The organism is Psychromonas ingrahamii 37 (assembly GCF_000015285.1).
GTDB lineage: Bacteria > Pseudomonadota > Gammaproteobacteria > Enterobacterales > Psychromonadaceae > Psychromonas > Psychromonas ingrahamii.
Genome location: NC_008709.1, coordinates 345298 through 361018 on the forward strand (window position 1 = coordinate 345298; position 15721 = coordinate 361018).

13 protein-coding genes are annotated in these 15721 nt (G+C 41.9%); 10 read left to right on the forward strand and 3 right to left on the reverse strand.

Annotated elements, in window-relative coordinates:
- Positions 1–3: 3 nt before the first annotated feature.
- Together PING_RS01435 and PING_RS01440 are read left to right on the forward strand one after the other, a co-directional pair.
- Positions 4–1848: a DUF294 nucleotidyltransferase-like domain-containing protein gene (locus PING_RS01435; RefSeq protein WP_011768690.1), complete on the forward strand. Its 1845-nt coding sequence runs from the start codon at positions 4–6 to the stop codon at positions 1846–1848.
- The gene (locus tag PING_RS01440) at positions 1848–2534 is read left to right on the forward strand and encodes an exonuclease domain-containing protein (protein ID WP_011768691.1); all 687 of its coding nucleotides are present in this window, start codon (positions 1848–1850) and stop codon (positions 2532–2534) included. Before PING_RS01435 ends, PING_RS01440 begins: the two co-directional genes overlap by 1 nt.
- 94 nt (positions 2535–2628) lie before the next feature.
- Here PING_RS01440 and PING_RS01445 read toward each other — a convergent pair whose 3' ends face one another.
- Positions 2629–3510 carry a DUF2608 domain-containing protein gene (locus PING_RS01445; RefSeq protein WP_011768692.1) on the reverse strand — a complete coding sequence of 294 codons (882 nt, stop codon included), beginning with the start codon at positions 3508–3510 and terminating at the stop codon, positions 2629–2631.
- A 516-nt stretch (positions 3511–4026) separates the two neighbouring features.
- Here PING_RS01445 and PING_RS01455 point away from each other — a divergent pair.
- A complete protein-coding gene (locus PING_RS01455) occupies positions 4027–5154 on the forward strand; it encodes a M14 family metallopeptidase (RefSeq protein ID WP_011768693.1) in 1128 nt (375 codons plus the stop codon).
- Between the two features lie 194 nt (positions 5155–5348).
- On the opposite strand, the gene PING_RS01460 is transcribed toward PING_RS01455, so the two are convergent.
- Entirely contained in the window at positions 5349–5672 is a 324-nt protein-coding gene (locus PING_RS01460) for a DUF1840 domain-containing protein (protein WP_011768694.1), read from the reverse strand.
- A gap of 767 nt (positions 5673–6439) precedes the next feature.
- On the opposite strand from PING_RS01460, the gene PING_RS01465 reads away from it, so the two are divergent.
- The 7 genes from PING_RS01465 (at position 6440) to PING_RS01490 (ending at position 14372) form a co-directional block, all read left to right on the forward strand.
- Entirely contained in the window at positions 6440–6805 is a 366-nt protein-coding gene (locus PING_RS01465) for a PepSY domain-containing protein (RefSeq protein WP_011768695.1), read from the forward strand.
- A complete protein-coding gene (locus PING_RS01470; protein ID WP_011768696.1) occupies positions 6802–7275 on the forward strand; it encodes a DUF2271 domain-containing protein in 474 nt (157 codons plus the stop codon). The genes PING_RS01465 and PING_RS01470 overlap by 4 nt, the downstream gene beginning before the upstream one ends.
- A gap of 18 nt (positions 7276–7293) precedes the next feature.
- On the forward strand, positions 7294–9516 hold the full coding sequence (locus tag PING_RS01475; protein WP_011768697.1) for a PepSY domain-containing protein: 2223 nt from the start codon (positions 7294–7296) through the stop codon (positions 9514–9516).
- 586 nt (positions 9517–10102) lie between these two features.
- Positions 10103–13339, forward strand: coding sequence for a PAS domain S-box protein (locus tag PING_RS01480; protein ID WP_011768698.1), 3237 nt, complete (start codon positions 10103–10105; stop codon positions 13337–13339).
- A gap of 203 nt (positions 13340–13542) precedes the next feature.
- On the forward strand, positions 13543–13833 hold the full coding sequence (locus PING_RS01485; RefSeq protein ID WP_011768699.1) for a winged helix-turn-helix domain-containing protein: 291 nt from the start codon (positions 13543–13545) through the stop codon (positions 13831–13833).
- 31 nt (positions 13834–13864) lie between these two features.
- Positions 13865–14041, forward strand: a complete 177-nt coding sequence (locus PING_RS20345; protein WP_157035281.1) for a hypothetical protein — start codon at positions 13865–13867, stop codon at positions 14039–14041.
- A 145-nt stretch (positions 14042–14186) separates the two neighbouring features.
- Complete coding sequence (locus tag PING_RS01490; protein WP_041765770.1) at positions 14187–14372, forward strand: hypothetical protein; 186 nt, start codon at positions 14187–14189, stop codon at positions 14370–14372.
- Between the two features lie 144 nt (positions 14373–14516).
- Here PING_RS01490 and PING_RS01495 read toward each other — a convergent pair whose 3' ends face one another.
- The gene (locus tag PING_RS01495; RefSeq protein WP_011768700.1) at positions 14517–15572 is read right to left on the reverse strand and encodes a helix-turn-helix domain-containing protein; all 1056 of its coding nucleotides are present in this window, start codon (positions 15570–15572) and stop codon (positions 14517–14519) included.
- Positions 15573–15721 lie beyond the last annotated feature (149 nt).

Consider the following 15721-nt stretch of genomic DNA (forward strand, 5'->3'; position numbering starts at 1 on the left):
CATATGGATAATAGTGAATTACAGCCAATTGTTGATTTCATGGGTAAATTAGCCCCTTTTGATTCATTGCCTGAACATATCATCAAGCAATGCTGCCAAATATTAACTATTGCCTATTACAGTAAACAACAGAAATTAGTATCAGTAGACAGTAATGCTCCACAACTCTATATTGTTCGCAGTGGTGCTTTTGAAGTAACGACGGAAGATGGAGAACTAATTGATAGAGTGGGTGAAGGCCAATACTTTGGATTTAGCGGTTTGCTATCGGGAGAAAAAGTTGTTAACCAAATACATATTTTAGAAGATGGTTTGGTTTATCACCTGCCTGCTAAAATGTTCGACCAACTACGTGCCAACAGCCATTCGTTTGATCGTTTCTTTAATCAAGCCTTTGCCAAACGTTTACGTAATCAAGGCACACTTCAACATGATAATATTAGCACTGCGCGTATTACTCATATAATGTCTAAAGATCTTACCACGATCACAGCTGATGCGAGTATTCATCAAGCAGCACTTTTAATGTCTAAAAAGCGTCTTTCCTCTCTGGTGGTGGTCGATCAAGAAAAACTGTGTGGTATCTTAACCGATCGTGATTTACGCAATCGCGTGTTAGCAAAAGGACTCAATGGCGATCTATTAGTAGGACAAATAATGACGAAGGATCCCGTTATCATCGAACCTAATGCATTGATGTTTGAAGCCATGTTAAAAATGAGCGAAAATAATATCCATCATTTACCTGTGGTGCGTGAAGGCAGACCAATAGGGATCATTACCAGCACTGACTTGATCCGCAGTCAAAGCTCTCAACCATTGTTGTTAATTGGTCAAATAGAGCGCCAAAATAGTTTAGAAGCGCTTATTAAAGTTAGCCAAAAAATACCTGATCTACTACACAATTTAATCAGCAGCGATGCTAAAGCTATTGAAATTGGACGGATTCTTACCTCAGTCACCGACTCATTAACACGGCGTTTAATTACCTTAAAACAGAAACAATTAGGTCCGGCGCCAATGGGATTTTGTTGGTTAGCTTTTGGATCACAAGGCCGCCAGGATCAAATGGCAGGCTCTGATCAAGATAACGCATTGATCTTAGCAAGAGACACCACAGCGGCAGAAAAAGACTACTTTAAACAATTGTCAGAGTATGTATGCAGTGCTTTAAATGAGTGCGGCTTTCCATTTTGCCCGGGTAATATCATGGCTCAAAATCCGCAATGGCAATTAACATTACAGCAATGGCAACAACAGTTTTCAAGTTGGGTTAAAACGCCAAAACCGAGTGCATTATTAAACGCGACTATCTTTTTTGATATGCGTGGAGTATTTGGTGATTTAGCATTATTTAACACTCTGCAATTAAGCGTATTAAAAAATACCAAAAATAACGATATATTTATCGCTGCGCTTAGCCAGAACGCCCTGCAATCAACACCACCAATCGGTTTTTTCCGCAGCTTTGTTATTGAACGCGATGGCAGTGAAGTAAAAGGAATAGACTTAAAACATAAAGGCAATGCATTAATCAATGATATTGTCAGGATCTATGCGCTAGCAGCAGGTATCAAGGAAGTAAATACGACTAAACGCCTTGAAAGTTTAATGGCCAAATCTAAGATAGATAAAGATATTGCAATGAGTTTGTTAGATTCCTGGGAGTTTATCGCCCATAAACGGCTTATCAATCAGGGGCGGCAATTTAACAATACGGAGCCGGTCTCTAACTATATTTTACCCGACAGCCTCTCTTCATTGGTGCGTCATCAGCTAAAGGATGCCTTTAAAGTTATCCATGAAGCACAAGACACCGTTAGGCTAAAATTCTTAAGGCAATTTTGATGTTTAAACAATGGTGGTTACAGTACAAATTAAAACGGCTGATTAAAAATAGCAAACTCGCCGCGCTAAAAGCACATTATCAGTATCTGTTAACACAGCTTAATCGGCCGATTGCTGAAGCTACGTTATTAGCATTAGATATTGAAATGACAGGCTTAGATCCTAAAAAAGATCAGATGGTCAGTATTGGAATTATCCCTATTATCAATGCTAAGATTCAACCTGAATTTGCACAGCATAAATTAATAAAAATACAGGGTAGTGTTGGACAAAGTGCTGTTATACACGGTGTTTTAGATAAAGATCTGGCTGATGCATTACCACTAGAAGAAGCCCTGCAATGGTTGTTCGAGCAATGTAAAGATAAAGTATTAGTCGCGCATCATGCTCAATTAGATTTACAATTTCTGCAACAATCATTATCAAAATCCGGAGCACATTCCTTTTCTATGTTAGCCATAGATACCTTAATCATTGAGAAGGAGCGGGAACTGCGCAAGCACCAGGTTTTAAAAACAGGGAGTTTACGTTTGAACGCATGTAGAGATCGTTATAATTTACCTATTTATAATGCACATAATGCATTAACCGATGCATTAGCTTGCGCTGAATTATTATTAGCGCAATTAAATCAGATGGGTGGCTTAGATAATATCACTTTAGTGCAATTGCTCACTAAGCGATAATAGTAATGCTAAGGAAATTTAGACTGTGAAAAATGGGTGGCATGATTGTTTTTTGTGGAATGGTTGTTTTTTGAAAACAGTCATACATCTAAGGTTACTGATTCAAACACTTCCCACCATTCTTTCTGCCTGGAAAAAGAGTATCCAATTTTAACTTCAAATCATTCCATTGGGATGCCATGGTGTTTGCTTGTTGCTGTGTGAGTACAGCGCCAAATTTTTTTTTTCGTTGTTCTTCAATATAGGTGTAGTGAATCGCGGTTAGATCAACATCACTCTCACTTTTAAAGCTTTGACTCATATCAGTAATGTTATTTTCGGAGTCGTCTACAAAGACGATGGCATCAAAATGACGTTCAGTTAGATTGAGCAGGTATTTTAATGAATCTCCTTTATGCAGGCCTGTGGTCATCATGATACCGCTCATGTAACTCACTTCACGGGTTTGATTATCTATGGTTACCATTGCCCGATAAACAGGTGATTTCTCACCAATAGGGGCGACGGCTGAACCGGAAAAGTTGATGCTCCTGCGTGTAAGTGCTCGCTCTGTCGGTGGCCTGACATTCGGCGGCCTAGCGGTTAATGCAATCACATTATGGCCGTTTAGTTGCCACTGGCTAATAAGTGAAGGTACCTGTGCTTCTGTTGGCACCATCGTGCCCAGTTTGTAGAGCAGACCAATAGCATCTTCAAACAGACAGGGAACAATCTGTGCTTTTGTTGGTTTTATCTCAAGCTTGCCTGTCTGCCATTGATACCAGATATCACCACCGAGATCGACATTGCTTGTTAGTAGCGTATTGTCGATATCAAAAACGATGAGGGTGTTTTTTACGCCATATTGTTGTGCTTTTTTTGCGACGGTATTAGAGACCTGATTAAATGAGTCTGTTTCTATGATGGATACATTGGCATTGGCGATAAGTGTAAATAGAGAGAGTGAAAAAGCCGTTATCAGTTTTATGTGTTTCATTGTTAACTCCTTTTATCCAAAATTTTCTGGCCCACATGGCACAAAAAAATGCAGGTTTACCTATCTATGTAAGGTCAGAATTCGAAGAATACCTTAAATGTGGCCAACTAAATCATGAATTTTACTTGTATGCTGTGAAGTCTGTTATAACCAGTTTGTGGTCGCATTCAGTTATAAGTGTAGGGTTTTTTACCCGAGTTGTGGCGCACGACGAATGGCAGAAAGTGCAGCCTTATTGGTGGGTTAAATTCTGCCATATGGGCCTATACGACAATGGGTATTGAGCTTTCCTTTTTTAGCATAGGTTTCTGTTTGCAGTGAGCCTCAGATCATCATAATAAAAAGGGGTGGCATGGTTAGTCATAAAAAATAAAAGTCACAGGTTCAATATTAAATACTTGATCCTGATGCTGTGCTTTCTTTAATCAAGTTAGTTTTCCTATCCTGTTTGTTTACAATCCTTTATGCTCGACTTACTTTGTAAAAAATAAATAACTAATTAAAAAAGGAAATGCTATGCGTATCACCGCTAATTTTGATTCAGGTAATATCGACGTTATTAATTTGAAGGATAAAAAAGATATCCAATTGTCTATTCGTCCGGACTTCGGGGGCGAATTTTTTCAGTGGTTTAACTTTCGACTGGAAGGTGAGGTTGGTCAGCAATATATCCTTAATATCCTTAATGCGGGTGAAGCCTCCTATCTTGAAGGATGGGAAAATTATCAAGCCGTGGCTTCTTATGATCGTAAGCATTGGTTCCGACTGCCAACATTTTATAAAGAGGGGAAATTAACTATCGTGGCGGATCTGGATTGTGAAACAATCCAAATTGCCTACTTTGCGCCTTATAGTTATGAACGCCATCAAGACTTACTTGCGGCTGTGCAAACACATCCGCTGGTGAGTTTAGAGCACTTAGGTGAAACCCTTGATCAACGTGATTTAACTTTGGTTAAAATTGGCGATGGTGATACTAATAAACGCAATATTTGGATCACGGCTCGCCAGCATCCCGGTGAAACGATGGCTGAATGGTTAGTGGATGGATTAATGGATAGTTTACTTGATAGTAATAATCCTACGGGAAAATTATTATTGGATAAAGCTAACTTTTATATTGTGCCTAATATGAATCCCGATGGCAGTGCGCGCGGACATCTTCGCACTAATGCGGCAGGCGTTAATTTGAACCGTGAATGGTTGAATCCAAGTTTAGAAAAAAGCCCTGAAGTTTTTCATGTGATCAATAAAATGGAAGAGACGGGTGTTGATTTATTTTATGATGTGCATGGCGATGAGGCATTACCCTTTGTTTTTCTGGCGGGTTCAGAAGGTACGCCGAGTTATAACAATCGACTTGCGGGTTTACGTAAGCGCTTTTCAGAAGTACTTATGTTAGCGAGTGCAGACTTTCAGTCTGAATTTGGTTATGACGTTGATGCGCCCGGTGAAGCGAATATGACTCTGGCAACAAATTGGGTTGCGGAACGATTTGATTGTCTTGCTAATACATTAGAGATGCCATTTAAAGACAACGATAATTTACCCGATCCTATGATGGGATGGTCACCGGAACGCTCGCTTAAGTTAGGTGAAGCATCATTAGTTGCTATGCTCGCTGTGGTTGATGATTTACGTTAGTTTATAAAGCACTTAACCTTTAAAGAAAAACATTTAAATAAATGCCAATCAAAAAGCCTGACTTGTCAGGCTTTTTGATTTTGGCGCTATTTAAACTGTTATAGCTATGCTGCTACTTGTGCTTTTACAATAAAATAACGGGTGATGCTATAATTTATCGGTTAGCTAACTAACCACTGCATATCCATGCTGAATTATTGATTGCCATCCCACATCACATTGCATTTTTCCTCGGCTGCAGCTCTTAGTAATTCGATCAAGGGCAAGGCCCGATGCGACAGGCTGATGGCCGGTTCGTCATTCTCGTCATTCTCATCATCCTCCTGTTTTATCGGTGTTATTGGTTCTGGTGACGGCTTGGTGGCAGTCTCCAGGCTCAGCAGAGCGGCCTGCACATCTTCTGCACCGATAGCACCGGGTACTGTACCGCTGTGCCCCATTATTTTAAGTAGTTTGATCGCCACGTCACCGAACATCGTTATGTCTGCATAGGCAGGACATGAAAAAGTTACTAGCATAATTACTTCCTCTTTATTAAGTCTTTCACTTATTGGGCTCTATTTATCCCTTGAATTTTTTTTACTCCCAAAGGATATGCAAGAGAAATAAGGCAATTGTATCGCCTTTATCTTTTGATATCATCCTCAGTAATCCAGACCCCTGAAGTTATCCTGTCAATATGGAGAAGCGACTACTTATCAGTAAAACGGCAGAAAGAATCCTCCTATCATCCAGACCTTATCAAGTAATACTGCCACTGCTTATTGTAGTTATTAGGGTGAATATACTAGCACAATAACACTTTAATCGTTTTATCATCAACATCTTATCAAGTTAAAGTTATAAGGCAATCCAAGTTAAAGTAGAGCATTCCCCTTATTAGTTGCATTGATTTTATCGACATCGGGTTTTGCTGCAGGTTGTTGAGAAGTTCAATTAACTTTTAATAACATACTGTTATTAAAAGTTAATTGGTTACAAATAGTCATAATATGGCGGTCAGAAGGGCTGCTTATTCAGCGCAAAATATTGCTCAGCGCTACCGCCTGTTTCTGCCTCCCAATCTTTTTTCTGCAAATTGGCTTTTACTAAGCTTACGTTAAGTAAGGTTAACTATAATAGATTTATTGCCAATTATCGTTTCGAGTTATTTCTCTGCAGCAGAGCTGATTTTAGGGTGTAAAAAAGATGCAATGGTAAAGAAGAAACCGCCCAGTAGGTATTTGAGCGGGTCAAAAAACCATATTTTAAATTAACTAAACAAGTTAGTGGAGGGCAGTTCAAGATGAATAAAAAAGGGTTAAAAATCTTTACCGTATTATCTCTGTGCAGTGCAGTGGCTCAAGCCGAGGTGGAGTGCCGCGATCCTGTTGATAAGTGGCAACCACAGCAACAACTTCGCCAGAGACTGGAACAAAAAGGCTGGCAGGTTAAACGCATTAAAGTGGATGATAACTGCTATGAAGTAAAAGCATTAGATCATCAGGGGAATAAAATAGAGGCGCGATTTGGGCCTGCTGAGCTGGATATTTTAGAACTTGAGGTAGAGATTGTCGGTACGGAGAAAATTGAGAAGTTCTTGGAAAATCACGGCGAGGCGCAACCGTTGCCAGCCATCAAACATAAAAACAGTAAGGAGATTATTAAATGAACAGATTGATAATGTTAGCATTTTTTGTTTCATCACTTATTTTTGCGACATCGTCTCAGGCGCGCATGATTAACTTTACCACTGAAATGACCAATTATAGCGGCGATGGTGCCTATCTGGTGTTATATCTTACTGACGCTAACGGTCGCTATGAAGATACCCTCTGGGTAGCGGGGGAGAAGTCAAAATACTACAAACATTTAAGAGGATGGGCACGCAGCGGTGCTAATAATGGTAGCAGATATGACGGCTTAACCGGAGCGAGTAGAGGAAATGGGGAGACATTCACAATTACAGTTGACGTTGCTGATAATTTGATCGACACCGGATACCTGCTCAGAATGGATACTGCCGTTGAAGATATGCGTGAAAATCGTGATGATGTGGTTGTGCCGCTTAGTAGTGAAGGAGCTGGTAAAGCAGTATCCGGTCGCGGTTATGTGAAAAGCTTCACTTATACTTTTAATTAATAGGTTAGGAATCTGATTTTGCTACGTAAACTGCACTCTTATTTAGGTTTGGCGGCCAGTATATTGGTCGTTCTGTTGGCTATCAGCGGCGCTGTTCTGGCGATAAATCCCGCTCTGGATCGCGCTCAAGCTAAGGTATCCGGCACTGACCAAATTAGCGTGGCGGATGTGGCGGCTAATATTGCCCGTTTCTACCCAAATGTAGAACAGCTGCAGCGTAAGGCTTCGGGCGGTCTTATTGTTTATTACAGTAATGCTAATAAGGCGGGTGCGGATCTTGTTGATCCTTTTACGGGAGAAAAAATTGCAGCCTACTCCCTTTCTCCTTTTAAGCGCTGGGTGCAAAATTTTCATCGATCGTTTTTGCTTGATACTCCCGGACGCGCGGCTGGCGGTATCGGTGCGCTGCTGATGGTTGTTTTGAGTATTTCCGGCTTGTTTATGCTGCGTACACGGCAGGGCGGCTGGCGGAAAATTTTCCGGTCGATGCCGGGTTCGATTAAGCAGGATCTGCATGGTCACTTCTCGCGCTTTGCAGTATTGGGGTTAGTCCTTTCGGCCATTACTGGCGGTTATATGTCAGCGAACCGATTCGAGCTGATACCTGTCTATCAGCAGGTTGATCCTGCCTTTCCAGAAACAGTTAATGGCGGTAAACCCGCTGCTGTTGATGCGCTGCCTGCATTACAAGACATTGCATTTTCAGATCTTCGAGAGTTGGTTTATCCCTATGCGGGCGACATCCGTGATGTTTATTCACTGCGCACTGATCAGGGTGTGGGGTTTATTGATCAGGCTACCGGAGAGCTGCTCTCTTATCAGATGTACGGGACGCCACAGAAAATTTATGAATTTATTTATATGCTACACACTGGCGAAGGGCTTTGGTGGCTGGCTTTATTAGTTGGCCTCGCTTCATTCAGTGTGCCTTTGCTTGCCGTCACCGGCCTGCAAATATTTATGAAACGTCGACGCAGTATTATACGGATTAAGAATAATGCCACGGCAAACAGTGCCGATATAGTGATTTTAGTGGGCAGTGAAAGCAACAGTACCTGGGGATTTGCGAAGACACTGCATGATGCCCTGAGTTTGTCGGGTTATCGCGTTCATAGTAACAGCATGAATAACATTGCCAGTACTTACCCTAAAGCTAAGCAGATGTTTATTTTAACTTCTACTTATGGTGATGGTGACGCGCCCGCATCCGCGAAGTTATTTATGAATAAAATCAAGCGGTTTGCCAATAACCCTAACTTCCAGTTTTGCGTATTGGGATTTGGCGATCGTACGTTTGATAGTTATGGCCAATTTGCGCTTGATGTTAATAATGTATTGCTTAACAAGGGCTGGAATCCACTTACAAACATCGATATTATTGATAAACAATCAACACAGGCCTTTAATCGTTGGGGGACAGTGGTGGGATCCTTAATGGGCTTAGATCTTGACCTTATTTATTGTCCTGTTCATCTTAATACGCAGTTATTACAGCTGGTGGATCGTGTCGATTACGGTGCTGAGGTTAATGCGCCAACTGCTATCCTGCGTTTTATCCCGGCGGAGAAAAAAACCGCTACATTTTTTAACAAAATACGCCGTAAACCCCGATTACCTCAATTTTCTGCCGGAGATCTGGTGGGTATTTTACCGACAGAGTCAGACGGCGCGCGCTTTTATTCACTTGCCAGCGCATCGAAAAATCGTCAGCTGGAAATTTGTGTGCATCAACATCCGCAGGGGATCTGTTCTAACTATCTTCATAAGCTGCAATTAGGCGAGTGTATTAAAGGATTTATCCGGGAGAACCCCACTTTTCGTCCACGTCTCGAGCAAAGCTCTATTATTTTAATTGGGGCGGGTACGGGGATCGCACCGCTGATTGGATTTATAAGGAATAATCACACTTGTCATCCAATGCGCCTGTATTGGGGAGGACGGGATCCAAACTCTGATTTTCTCTATCGGGCCGAGCTTGAACAATATTTGCAGGATAAGCGTTTAACCGAGTTAGTCACCGCATTTTCGCGCACTGAAGAGTCTTGTTATGTTCAGGATAAAGTGCTTGCCGACGCGCCAAAAATACAGGCATTAATTAGTGAAGGAGCACAAATACTGGTGTGCGGTGGCCGGCCAATGAGTAAATGTGTCGCTGCTGCGATTACGAGGGTGATCTCACCATTGCAGATCACCTTACAAGATCTGAAAGAGCAGGGCCGTTATCTGGAAGATGTTTATTAAGTTCACCGGGATGTTTATAGCAATTTTACTTATCAGGTGATCTGTTTTTAAGGGGATGCCGATTAGAATATGGCGATCGGTATATTCCAAAAGAACTAAAAGATGATCATCCTTGCTGGTTAAAATCATCGCTCACTGCGTTGCGAGTTTTATTCAAAGCATCCTGTTCTTCACCACGTTGTGGTCAGCTAAAGCTGTTCAAAATCGTTCCATAGGATTTTGTGAAGGAGAATAACGACCGAATGTAACTTAAGTACTCATTTTTCCTTAGCAATCATTTATCACTTCATTAATTTTTTGGTATTGCTTTAAATTGACTGGAATCAGAAACAGAAAAAAAGCGTTAAATAGCTGGTCGGAATAATGATTTGTTGTTTAAAATTCTTGTAAACATTTTAATGCGATTGCCCTGTCCTCTTTGTCATTTCCTCTTTCTCGCTCCATGTGTTGACATCTGATCCTAATATCTGCATATTTTGTTATCATATATTATAATATTCAAGAGGTTATCAATGTATAAAATATTCTTTTTTTTACAACCTGCTTTTTTAACCCTGCCTCTCGTTTCGAAAACGGGGGAGACAAAATGAGTCTCACTTCCTGGTTCAGGAATATCTCTATTCGCCGCAAACTTATCGTCATCTCCTTTTTCTCTATTACAGCGGCTACGCTCCTGGCCATACTGTTATCGACACTTATGCAGTGGTCTATGCTGCGGGAAGACCTAATCAAGAATGTTTCCGCTCAGGCATCTATTATCGCAGCAAGTAGCGCGAATGAGCTGGCCTCCAACGACCGTGAGGCGGCACAGAAAATAGTGGCGGTAGTGGTAAATATCAACAACATTGAGTTTGCGGGAATACTTGACAAAAAAGGGAATAATTTTGCTCTCTATCTGCGGCCTGGAGTAACAATAGCAGCGCATTCACACCAGGGAGAGAAAGGTGCAAGCCAGATCCAAAATGCGGCCTACATCGAGATATCGCTTCCCGTCCTGTTGGACCAGGAGCAGATTGGCCGGATCCATGTGCGTTCCGATATGAATCCGGTCTACCATAAACTCAAGCTGAATATACTCATTATCGTTGTCTCTGCTGCCGGCGCATTTCTGCTCGTGGTACTGATGCTGATGCGCCTGCTTCCGGTCATTACCAAACCACTACAAGACCTTGTTGGGCTGATGGAGATCGTTTCTAGAGACAACAACTTCACCCTCAGGGCAAAGCTGAGTGGTACCGTCGAGATAGACATGTTGGCGAAAGGGTTCAACGCCATGCTCGCACAGCTGCAGATTTTCGATAATGCCTTTATACAAAACAGCCAACACTTGGAAGATGAAGTGGCTCAGGGCACTGAACAGTTTCTGGAGTCGGACACACAGTTGGAAAAAGAGCTGGTTGAGCACAAGCTGGGTAAGCAGAAGCTTAAAAATGTAAACGAACAGCTATCGGCTCTGCTCAATTCCCTGCCCATTGCTGTCTACCGCAGCCGCGCAGAAGGCGACTTCGCCATGATCTATATGTCCCCAAATGTGCTCTCTTTTACTGATTATGAGCCTAAAGATTTTATAGAACAAAGCGACTTATGGCTCACCCGCCTCCATCCTGACGATGCAGAAAAAATGACTTCTGAGATGGAACTACTTTTTGAAAAAGAAGCACATGTTTACGAGTATCGCTGGATGAGAGCTGACGGAACTTACATCTGGATACAGGATTCACTGAGGATTATACCGGAAGAAGATGGTATACCGCTCCATCTAGCGGGAATGTGGCAGGACATTACTACACGAAAGAAGGTGGAAGAGCAGCTGCGTAAAAGAGAGTTCGCCTACCGCACGCTCACGCAGAATCTGCCGGGAATAGTCTATCGGCTATTTGTCGATGAAGGTCACCGAATGGAGTTCTATAATGAGATGGTGCTTCAAACTACGGGCTACAGGGCAGATGAACTGACAGACAGTTCGATCAAACCGCTGATTCTGGACGAGGACCGGCCGGCAGTCATGGCCAAAGTGATGCTGGCGGTAAAAGAGCAATGCCCATTCACTGTAGAGTACCGGTTGAAACATAAAAACGGCACTATTTGCTGGATGGTGGAGTACGGCATGCCGGTTTACGAAGATAGGAATGTACTGCTTTACATTGATGGTCTGATTTTTGATATCACTGATCGAAAGGTGGCGGAAGAGGATAGTCATAAGCAGCAGGAGCTCACCAATCTAATCATCGAGGCCATTCCGATGCGCGTCTTTTGGAAAGACCAGAATTTGCGTTTTCTGGGCTGCAATACCCTGTTTGCGAAAGATGCCGGATACATAAAACCTGAGGAATTAATCGGCAAAAATGACTTTGATATGGCCTGGAAGGATCAGGCTGACCTTTACCACAGCGATGACCGTCAGGTCGTAGATTCCGGTACTCCGAAACTTTCCTTCGATGAGCCGCAGACCACACCTGATGGCAGGCAGATCTGGCTGCGCACCTCCAAAGTGCCCTTGCATAATGATGCACATCAGAGCATCGGCATTCTGGGTATTTACGAAATGATTACCGAGTATAAACAGTTGGAGCTAAAGCTGCGCGAAAGCGAGGAGCGTTTCCGTAATGTTACCGAACTGACATCAGATTGGGTCTGGCAGATCGATCAGAATGGCATCTATGTCTATTCTGGCGGCAAGAGCCGCGATCTCCTTGGTTATGAGCCTGAAGAAGTTTATGGCAATACGCTTTTCGATTTTATGTCGCCAGAAGAGGGCGCACGGGTCGGTGCAATCTTCAAGAAGTTAACCTGCGAACAAAAGCCATTTTCCTTTATGGAGAACACCATACTTCACAAGGATGGCCACCAAGTTATTCTAGAGACCAGCGGCGTGCCCTTGTTCAGCGATGATGGTATTTTTCAGGGCTTTTTCGGAACGGAACACGACATTACCGAGCGTAAACAGGCTAAGGAAGCGCTGGAGGAGTCCGAGTACAAGTTCAGAACCATACTCGATGTTGCTGCTGACGGTGTCTGTCTGGTCGATAAACAGACCCGCAAATTCATTCAGGGGAACAATGCGATCTGCAAAATGCTTGGCTACCGCGATGATGAGCTCTACGAACTTGGCATCGAAGACATCCACCCGGCTGAAGCCCTTGCTGAAGTATTCCTGCAATTTAATAAAAAACGCCAAGGAGAAATTATTGTGGTACCTAATATCCCGGTGAAGCGTAAGAATGGCTCAATATTTTTGGCTGATATAAGCAGCGCGGCCATCATCCTAGACGGACGGACCATTATGGTTGGTTTTTTCCATGATGTGACTGAACGTAAGAAAGTGGAAGAGGAGATTAAACTTCTGGCGACAACCGACAGCCTCACCGGGATCGCCAACCGCAGAGCGTTCAGTACGCATCTTGCGAGTGAACTCGAACGGAGCAATCGCTATGGTACGCCACTGTCGCTGGTGATGTTCGATATTGATTATTTCAAAAAAGTGAACGACAACTTCGGACACGATGCGGGCGACGATGTTTTGCAGGCCCTCTCAGAATTAGTAAAGAGAAATATTCGTGCGGTTGATATTGTTGCGCGCTGGGGGGGTGAAGAGTTTATGCTCCTGATGCCGGAATCGGATATCTCAGCCGCAACAGCGGCGATCGAGAAACTGCGCAGGGAGATTTCCGACTTCCCTTTCGGCCAAGTCGGCAGCCTGACGGTCAGTTTTGGTATTACCGTTTTTGTGCTTAATGAGGATTCTAAAGTATTTTTGAAAAGAGTGGATGATGCGCTTTATCAGGCGAAGGAGAAAGGGCGTAACCGCGTCGAAATCCTCTAGGATTAGACCCGCTCTGCTTTATCAAACAATTTACTGCTGAGCAATATTAGATCATAAATGAAGTCTTTTTCGCTGCTGCGAAACAGTGTCTTCGAATTGTGTTTTGCTTATGCCGGGGTTTTTAAAGGTAAAACAAAAACATTCTCCGAGAATCTTGCAAAAGAGGCGGTGAGTTGCACATTTTTTATTTAAAAAGGTAAAACATGACGATTAAACCAAGTAAAACCCAAACTTCATTTCTGCGCAGATTGCTTGTCGCTTACTTGATTGACAATGATTTCAATACAGTACCCAAAATCATCGATGCGACGGGAATGCCTCGAAGAACTGCACAAGATACTATCAAAGCCCTGCATGAAATTGAAGTTAAAATAGAACAATCTGCGCGAGGTGAGTATCGGATAACCGATTGGGGGGCAGTGAACAAAGATTGGGTAAAAAACAATTTAAGACACGTCTGTGAAGTGCTGTCATACCTAAATGTAGAAATCTAATCTTTAAGGAATCAATTTTTGATTTTTTAATATGACTGAGTGCATTAATACTGAAATTTTTGAAGCTGGTAGCTATTGGTCAATTAACTCTAAAATAATTACCAGCGCACGTGCTGAGCTGAAATTCTTAGCTGGTGAAAAAAAAGCGGATAGTCATCATGTTAAAAAGAAGAGTATTGCTGTCTTTTTAGCAAGTAAATGTCAATAACTAATTAATTATTAATAAATAATGCGGTGATAATGTGACACTAGTGCAATAATTGGGATATATATTAACCATAGTAGCGGGTGATAAAGAATGACCTATATTTTTACCTGCTAGACATATTTTATTAGCAACGGAGCACAAGAACATGAGTAAAAAGATAATCAACAGCACGTTTAAAAACCAACTGCTGAATGATTGTACCAACCATTTATCCCTTCAACTTAAGCAGTGCCGTAGGGAAAATGAAGCGCAACATAAAACCGTTAATCGATCATATGAGACGCCATTAACTGATGTCGTAACGGATCACTTTATTCGTGGTTATAACTAGTGGTTTTAAAAGATATCAGCCAATTTTTAGTAATAGGCGAGTACCTTTTCTCCTTTATCTAATACTCGTTACTTTAAAGCTGTGATTATCTGCGGTGATGATTTTTGTGAATGGTCAAACTGTTCTCGGAGATCATCTATTATTCTAGCTTCTGGCATCTGTTCCTGCTTTAGGATAGCTGATTATCGCATTTTTATAGTTAGCTGACCGTTGTATTGTTTGTGTTGGTGTTTCCTCGAACAACTGCTTGTAATGCGCGTTAAATGTACTGATATGAAAAAAGCCAAAATCAAGCGCCAGATCAGAAATAATAACCTCTGTTTCATCTCTTAATAAAATACGTCTTATCTCATTGAGCCGGCAATCCCTTATATACTGAATTGGTGACACACCGAGTCCCTGCTCAAAGCAATAGTGCAGCGCTCTTCTGCTGACATGGGTGATTTTGCATAACTCTGTGATGGTAAGTGGGTAGCGATTGGTTTGTTTAATATAGCGACTGACTGCTGAAATTACTTTTTGCTTGGTTTGAGGCTGGACTTGTAATTCCTTAACGCCTGACTCTATTTGTGCTAATAGATCCGCTATTCTAGAGAGTATCAGCGGCATTAACTTGTTTAACCTCGACCGATTGCTTTCATCTGATGGCCTGTTTTGAAAAGCTGCATAATGGTTATTGCCAAGCAGTAACTGAATCAATTTTGCCAGCTCATAAATCATGTAGTGATTTGGTTCAGACACCAATATTTTATTTTTCTGGCTCTGCCAGCGCTCAGCATCAAATTCAACCATTTCATCCTGCAAGCTTTTTCCATCTAGCACTAATCCAAAAATATGAAAATCTTGTGGTGTCATTAACTCAAAATCAACCCCGGAAGGCCTCATCATTAACTGCCCGGCAGCAATCTTATTATTATTTATTTTTGGCCTTTGTGCCTGAAGAGAAAAGCCAATCCATAGACTGTTTTCCTTTACGCAGCATTGTTGCAGCAGTGTCTGGTTTGTAAACTCCTCAAAAAGATGTATCCCGCCTAATTTTAATTCATCCAAATAGCCGCTAAACCGGCCACTACTGTGCTGGTTATAGCGCTGCTCCCATTTAATCAGGCTTTCAGCCTGCTGATTAACGTCAAAAGTGAATGACTTGCACCTTTCCAATGCAATTGCATATCTATCATGGTGCTGTTGTACAAAGTGCATTATTTTTAGTGCTCCATATTGATCCATCACTTTGAGTCATGGTTTAGCTAACTATCTGTTTTAAAACTATTTTTAAGATTTGCACAATGACGTTATTCACTTGGAACGATATTCGCTTCACCTTACTTAGATGCTTTGTAAAGTTTGTT

Excerpts from the sequence above, each read along its gene's own strand:
- PING_RS01460 (WP_011768694.1), bottom strand. The coding sequence starts at position 5,672 with ATGCTAGTAACTTTTTCATGTCCTGCCTATGCAGACATAACGATGTTC.
- PING_RS01445 (WP_011768692.1), bottom strand. The coding sequence starts at position 3,510 with ATGAAACACATAAAACTGATAACGGCTTTTTCACTCTCTCTATTTACA.
- PING_RS01485 (WP_011768699.1), top strand. The coding sequence starts at position 13,543 with ATGACGATTAAACCAAGTAAAACCCAAACTTCATTTCTGCGCAGATTG.
- PING_RS01470 (WP_011768696.1), top strand. The coding sequence starts at position 6,802 with ATGAACAGATTGATAATGTTAGCATTTTTTGTTTCATCACTTATTTTT.
- PING_RS01480 (WP_011768698.1), top strand. The coding sequence starts at position 10,103 with ATGAGTCTCACTTCCTGGTTCAGGAATATCTCTATTCGCCGCAAACTT.
- PING_RS01495 (WP_011768700.1), bottom strand. The coding sequence starts at position 15,572 with ATGCACTTTGTACAACAGCACCATGATAGATATGCAATTGCATTGGAA.
- PING_RS01440 (WP_011768691.1), top strand. The coding sequence starts at position 1,848 with ATGTTTAAACAATGGTGGTTACAGTACAAATTAAAACGGCTGATTAAA.
- PING_RS20345 (WP_157035281.1), top strand. The coding sequence starts at position 13,865 with ATGACTGAGTGCATTAATACTGAAATTTTTGAAGCTGGTAGCTATTGG.
- PING_RS01435 (WP_011768690.1), top strand. The coding sequence starts at position 4 with ATGGATAATAGTGAATTACAGCCAATTGTTGATTTCATGGGTAAATTA.
- PING_RS01455 (WP_011768693.1), top strand. The coding sequence starts at position 4,027 with ATGCGTATCACCGCTAATTTTGATTCAGGTAATATCGACGTTATTAAT.
- PING_RS01465 (WP_011768695.1), top strand. The coding sequence starts at position 6,440 with ATGAATAAAAAAGGGTTAAAAATCTTTACCGTATTATCTCTGTGCAGT.
- PING_RS01490 (WP_041765770.1), top strand. The coding sequence starts at position 14,187 with ATGAGTAAAAAGATAATCAACAGCACGTTTAAAAACCAACTGCTGAAT.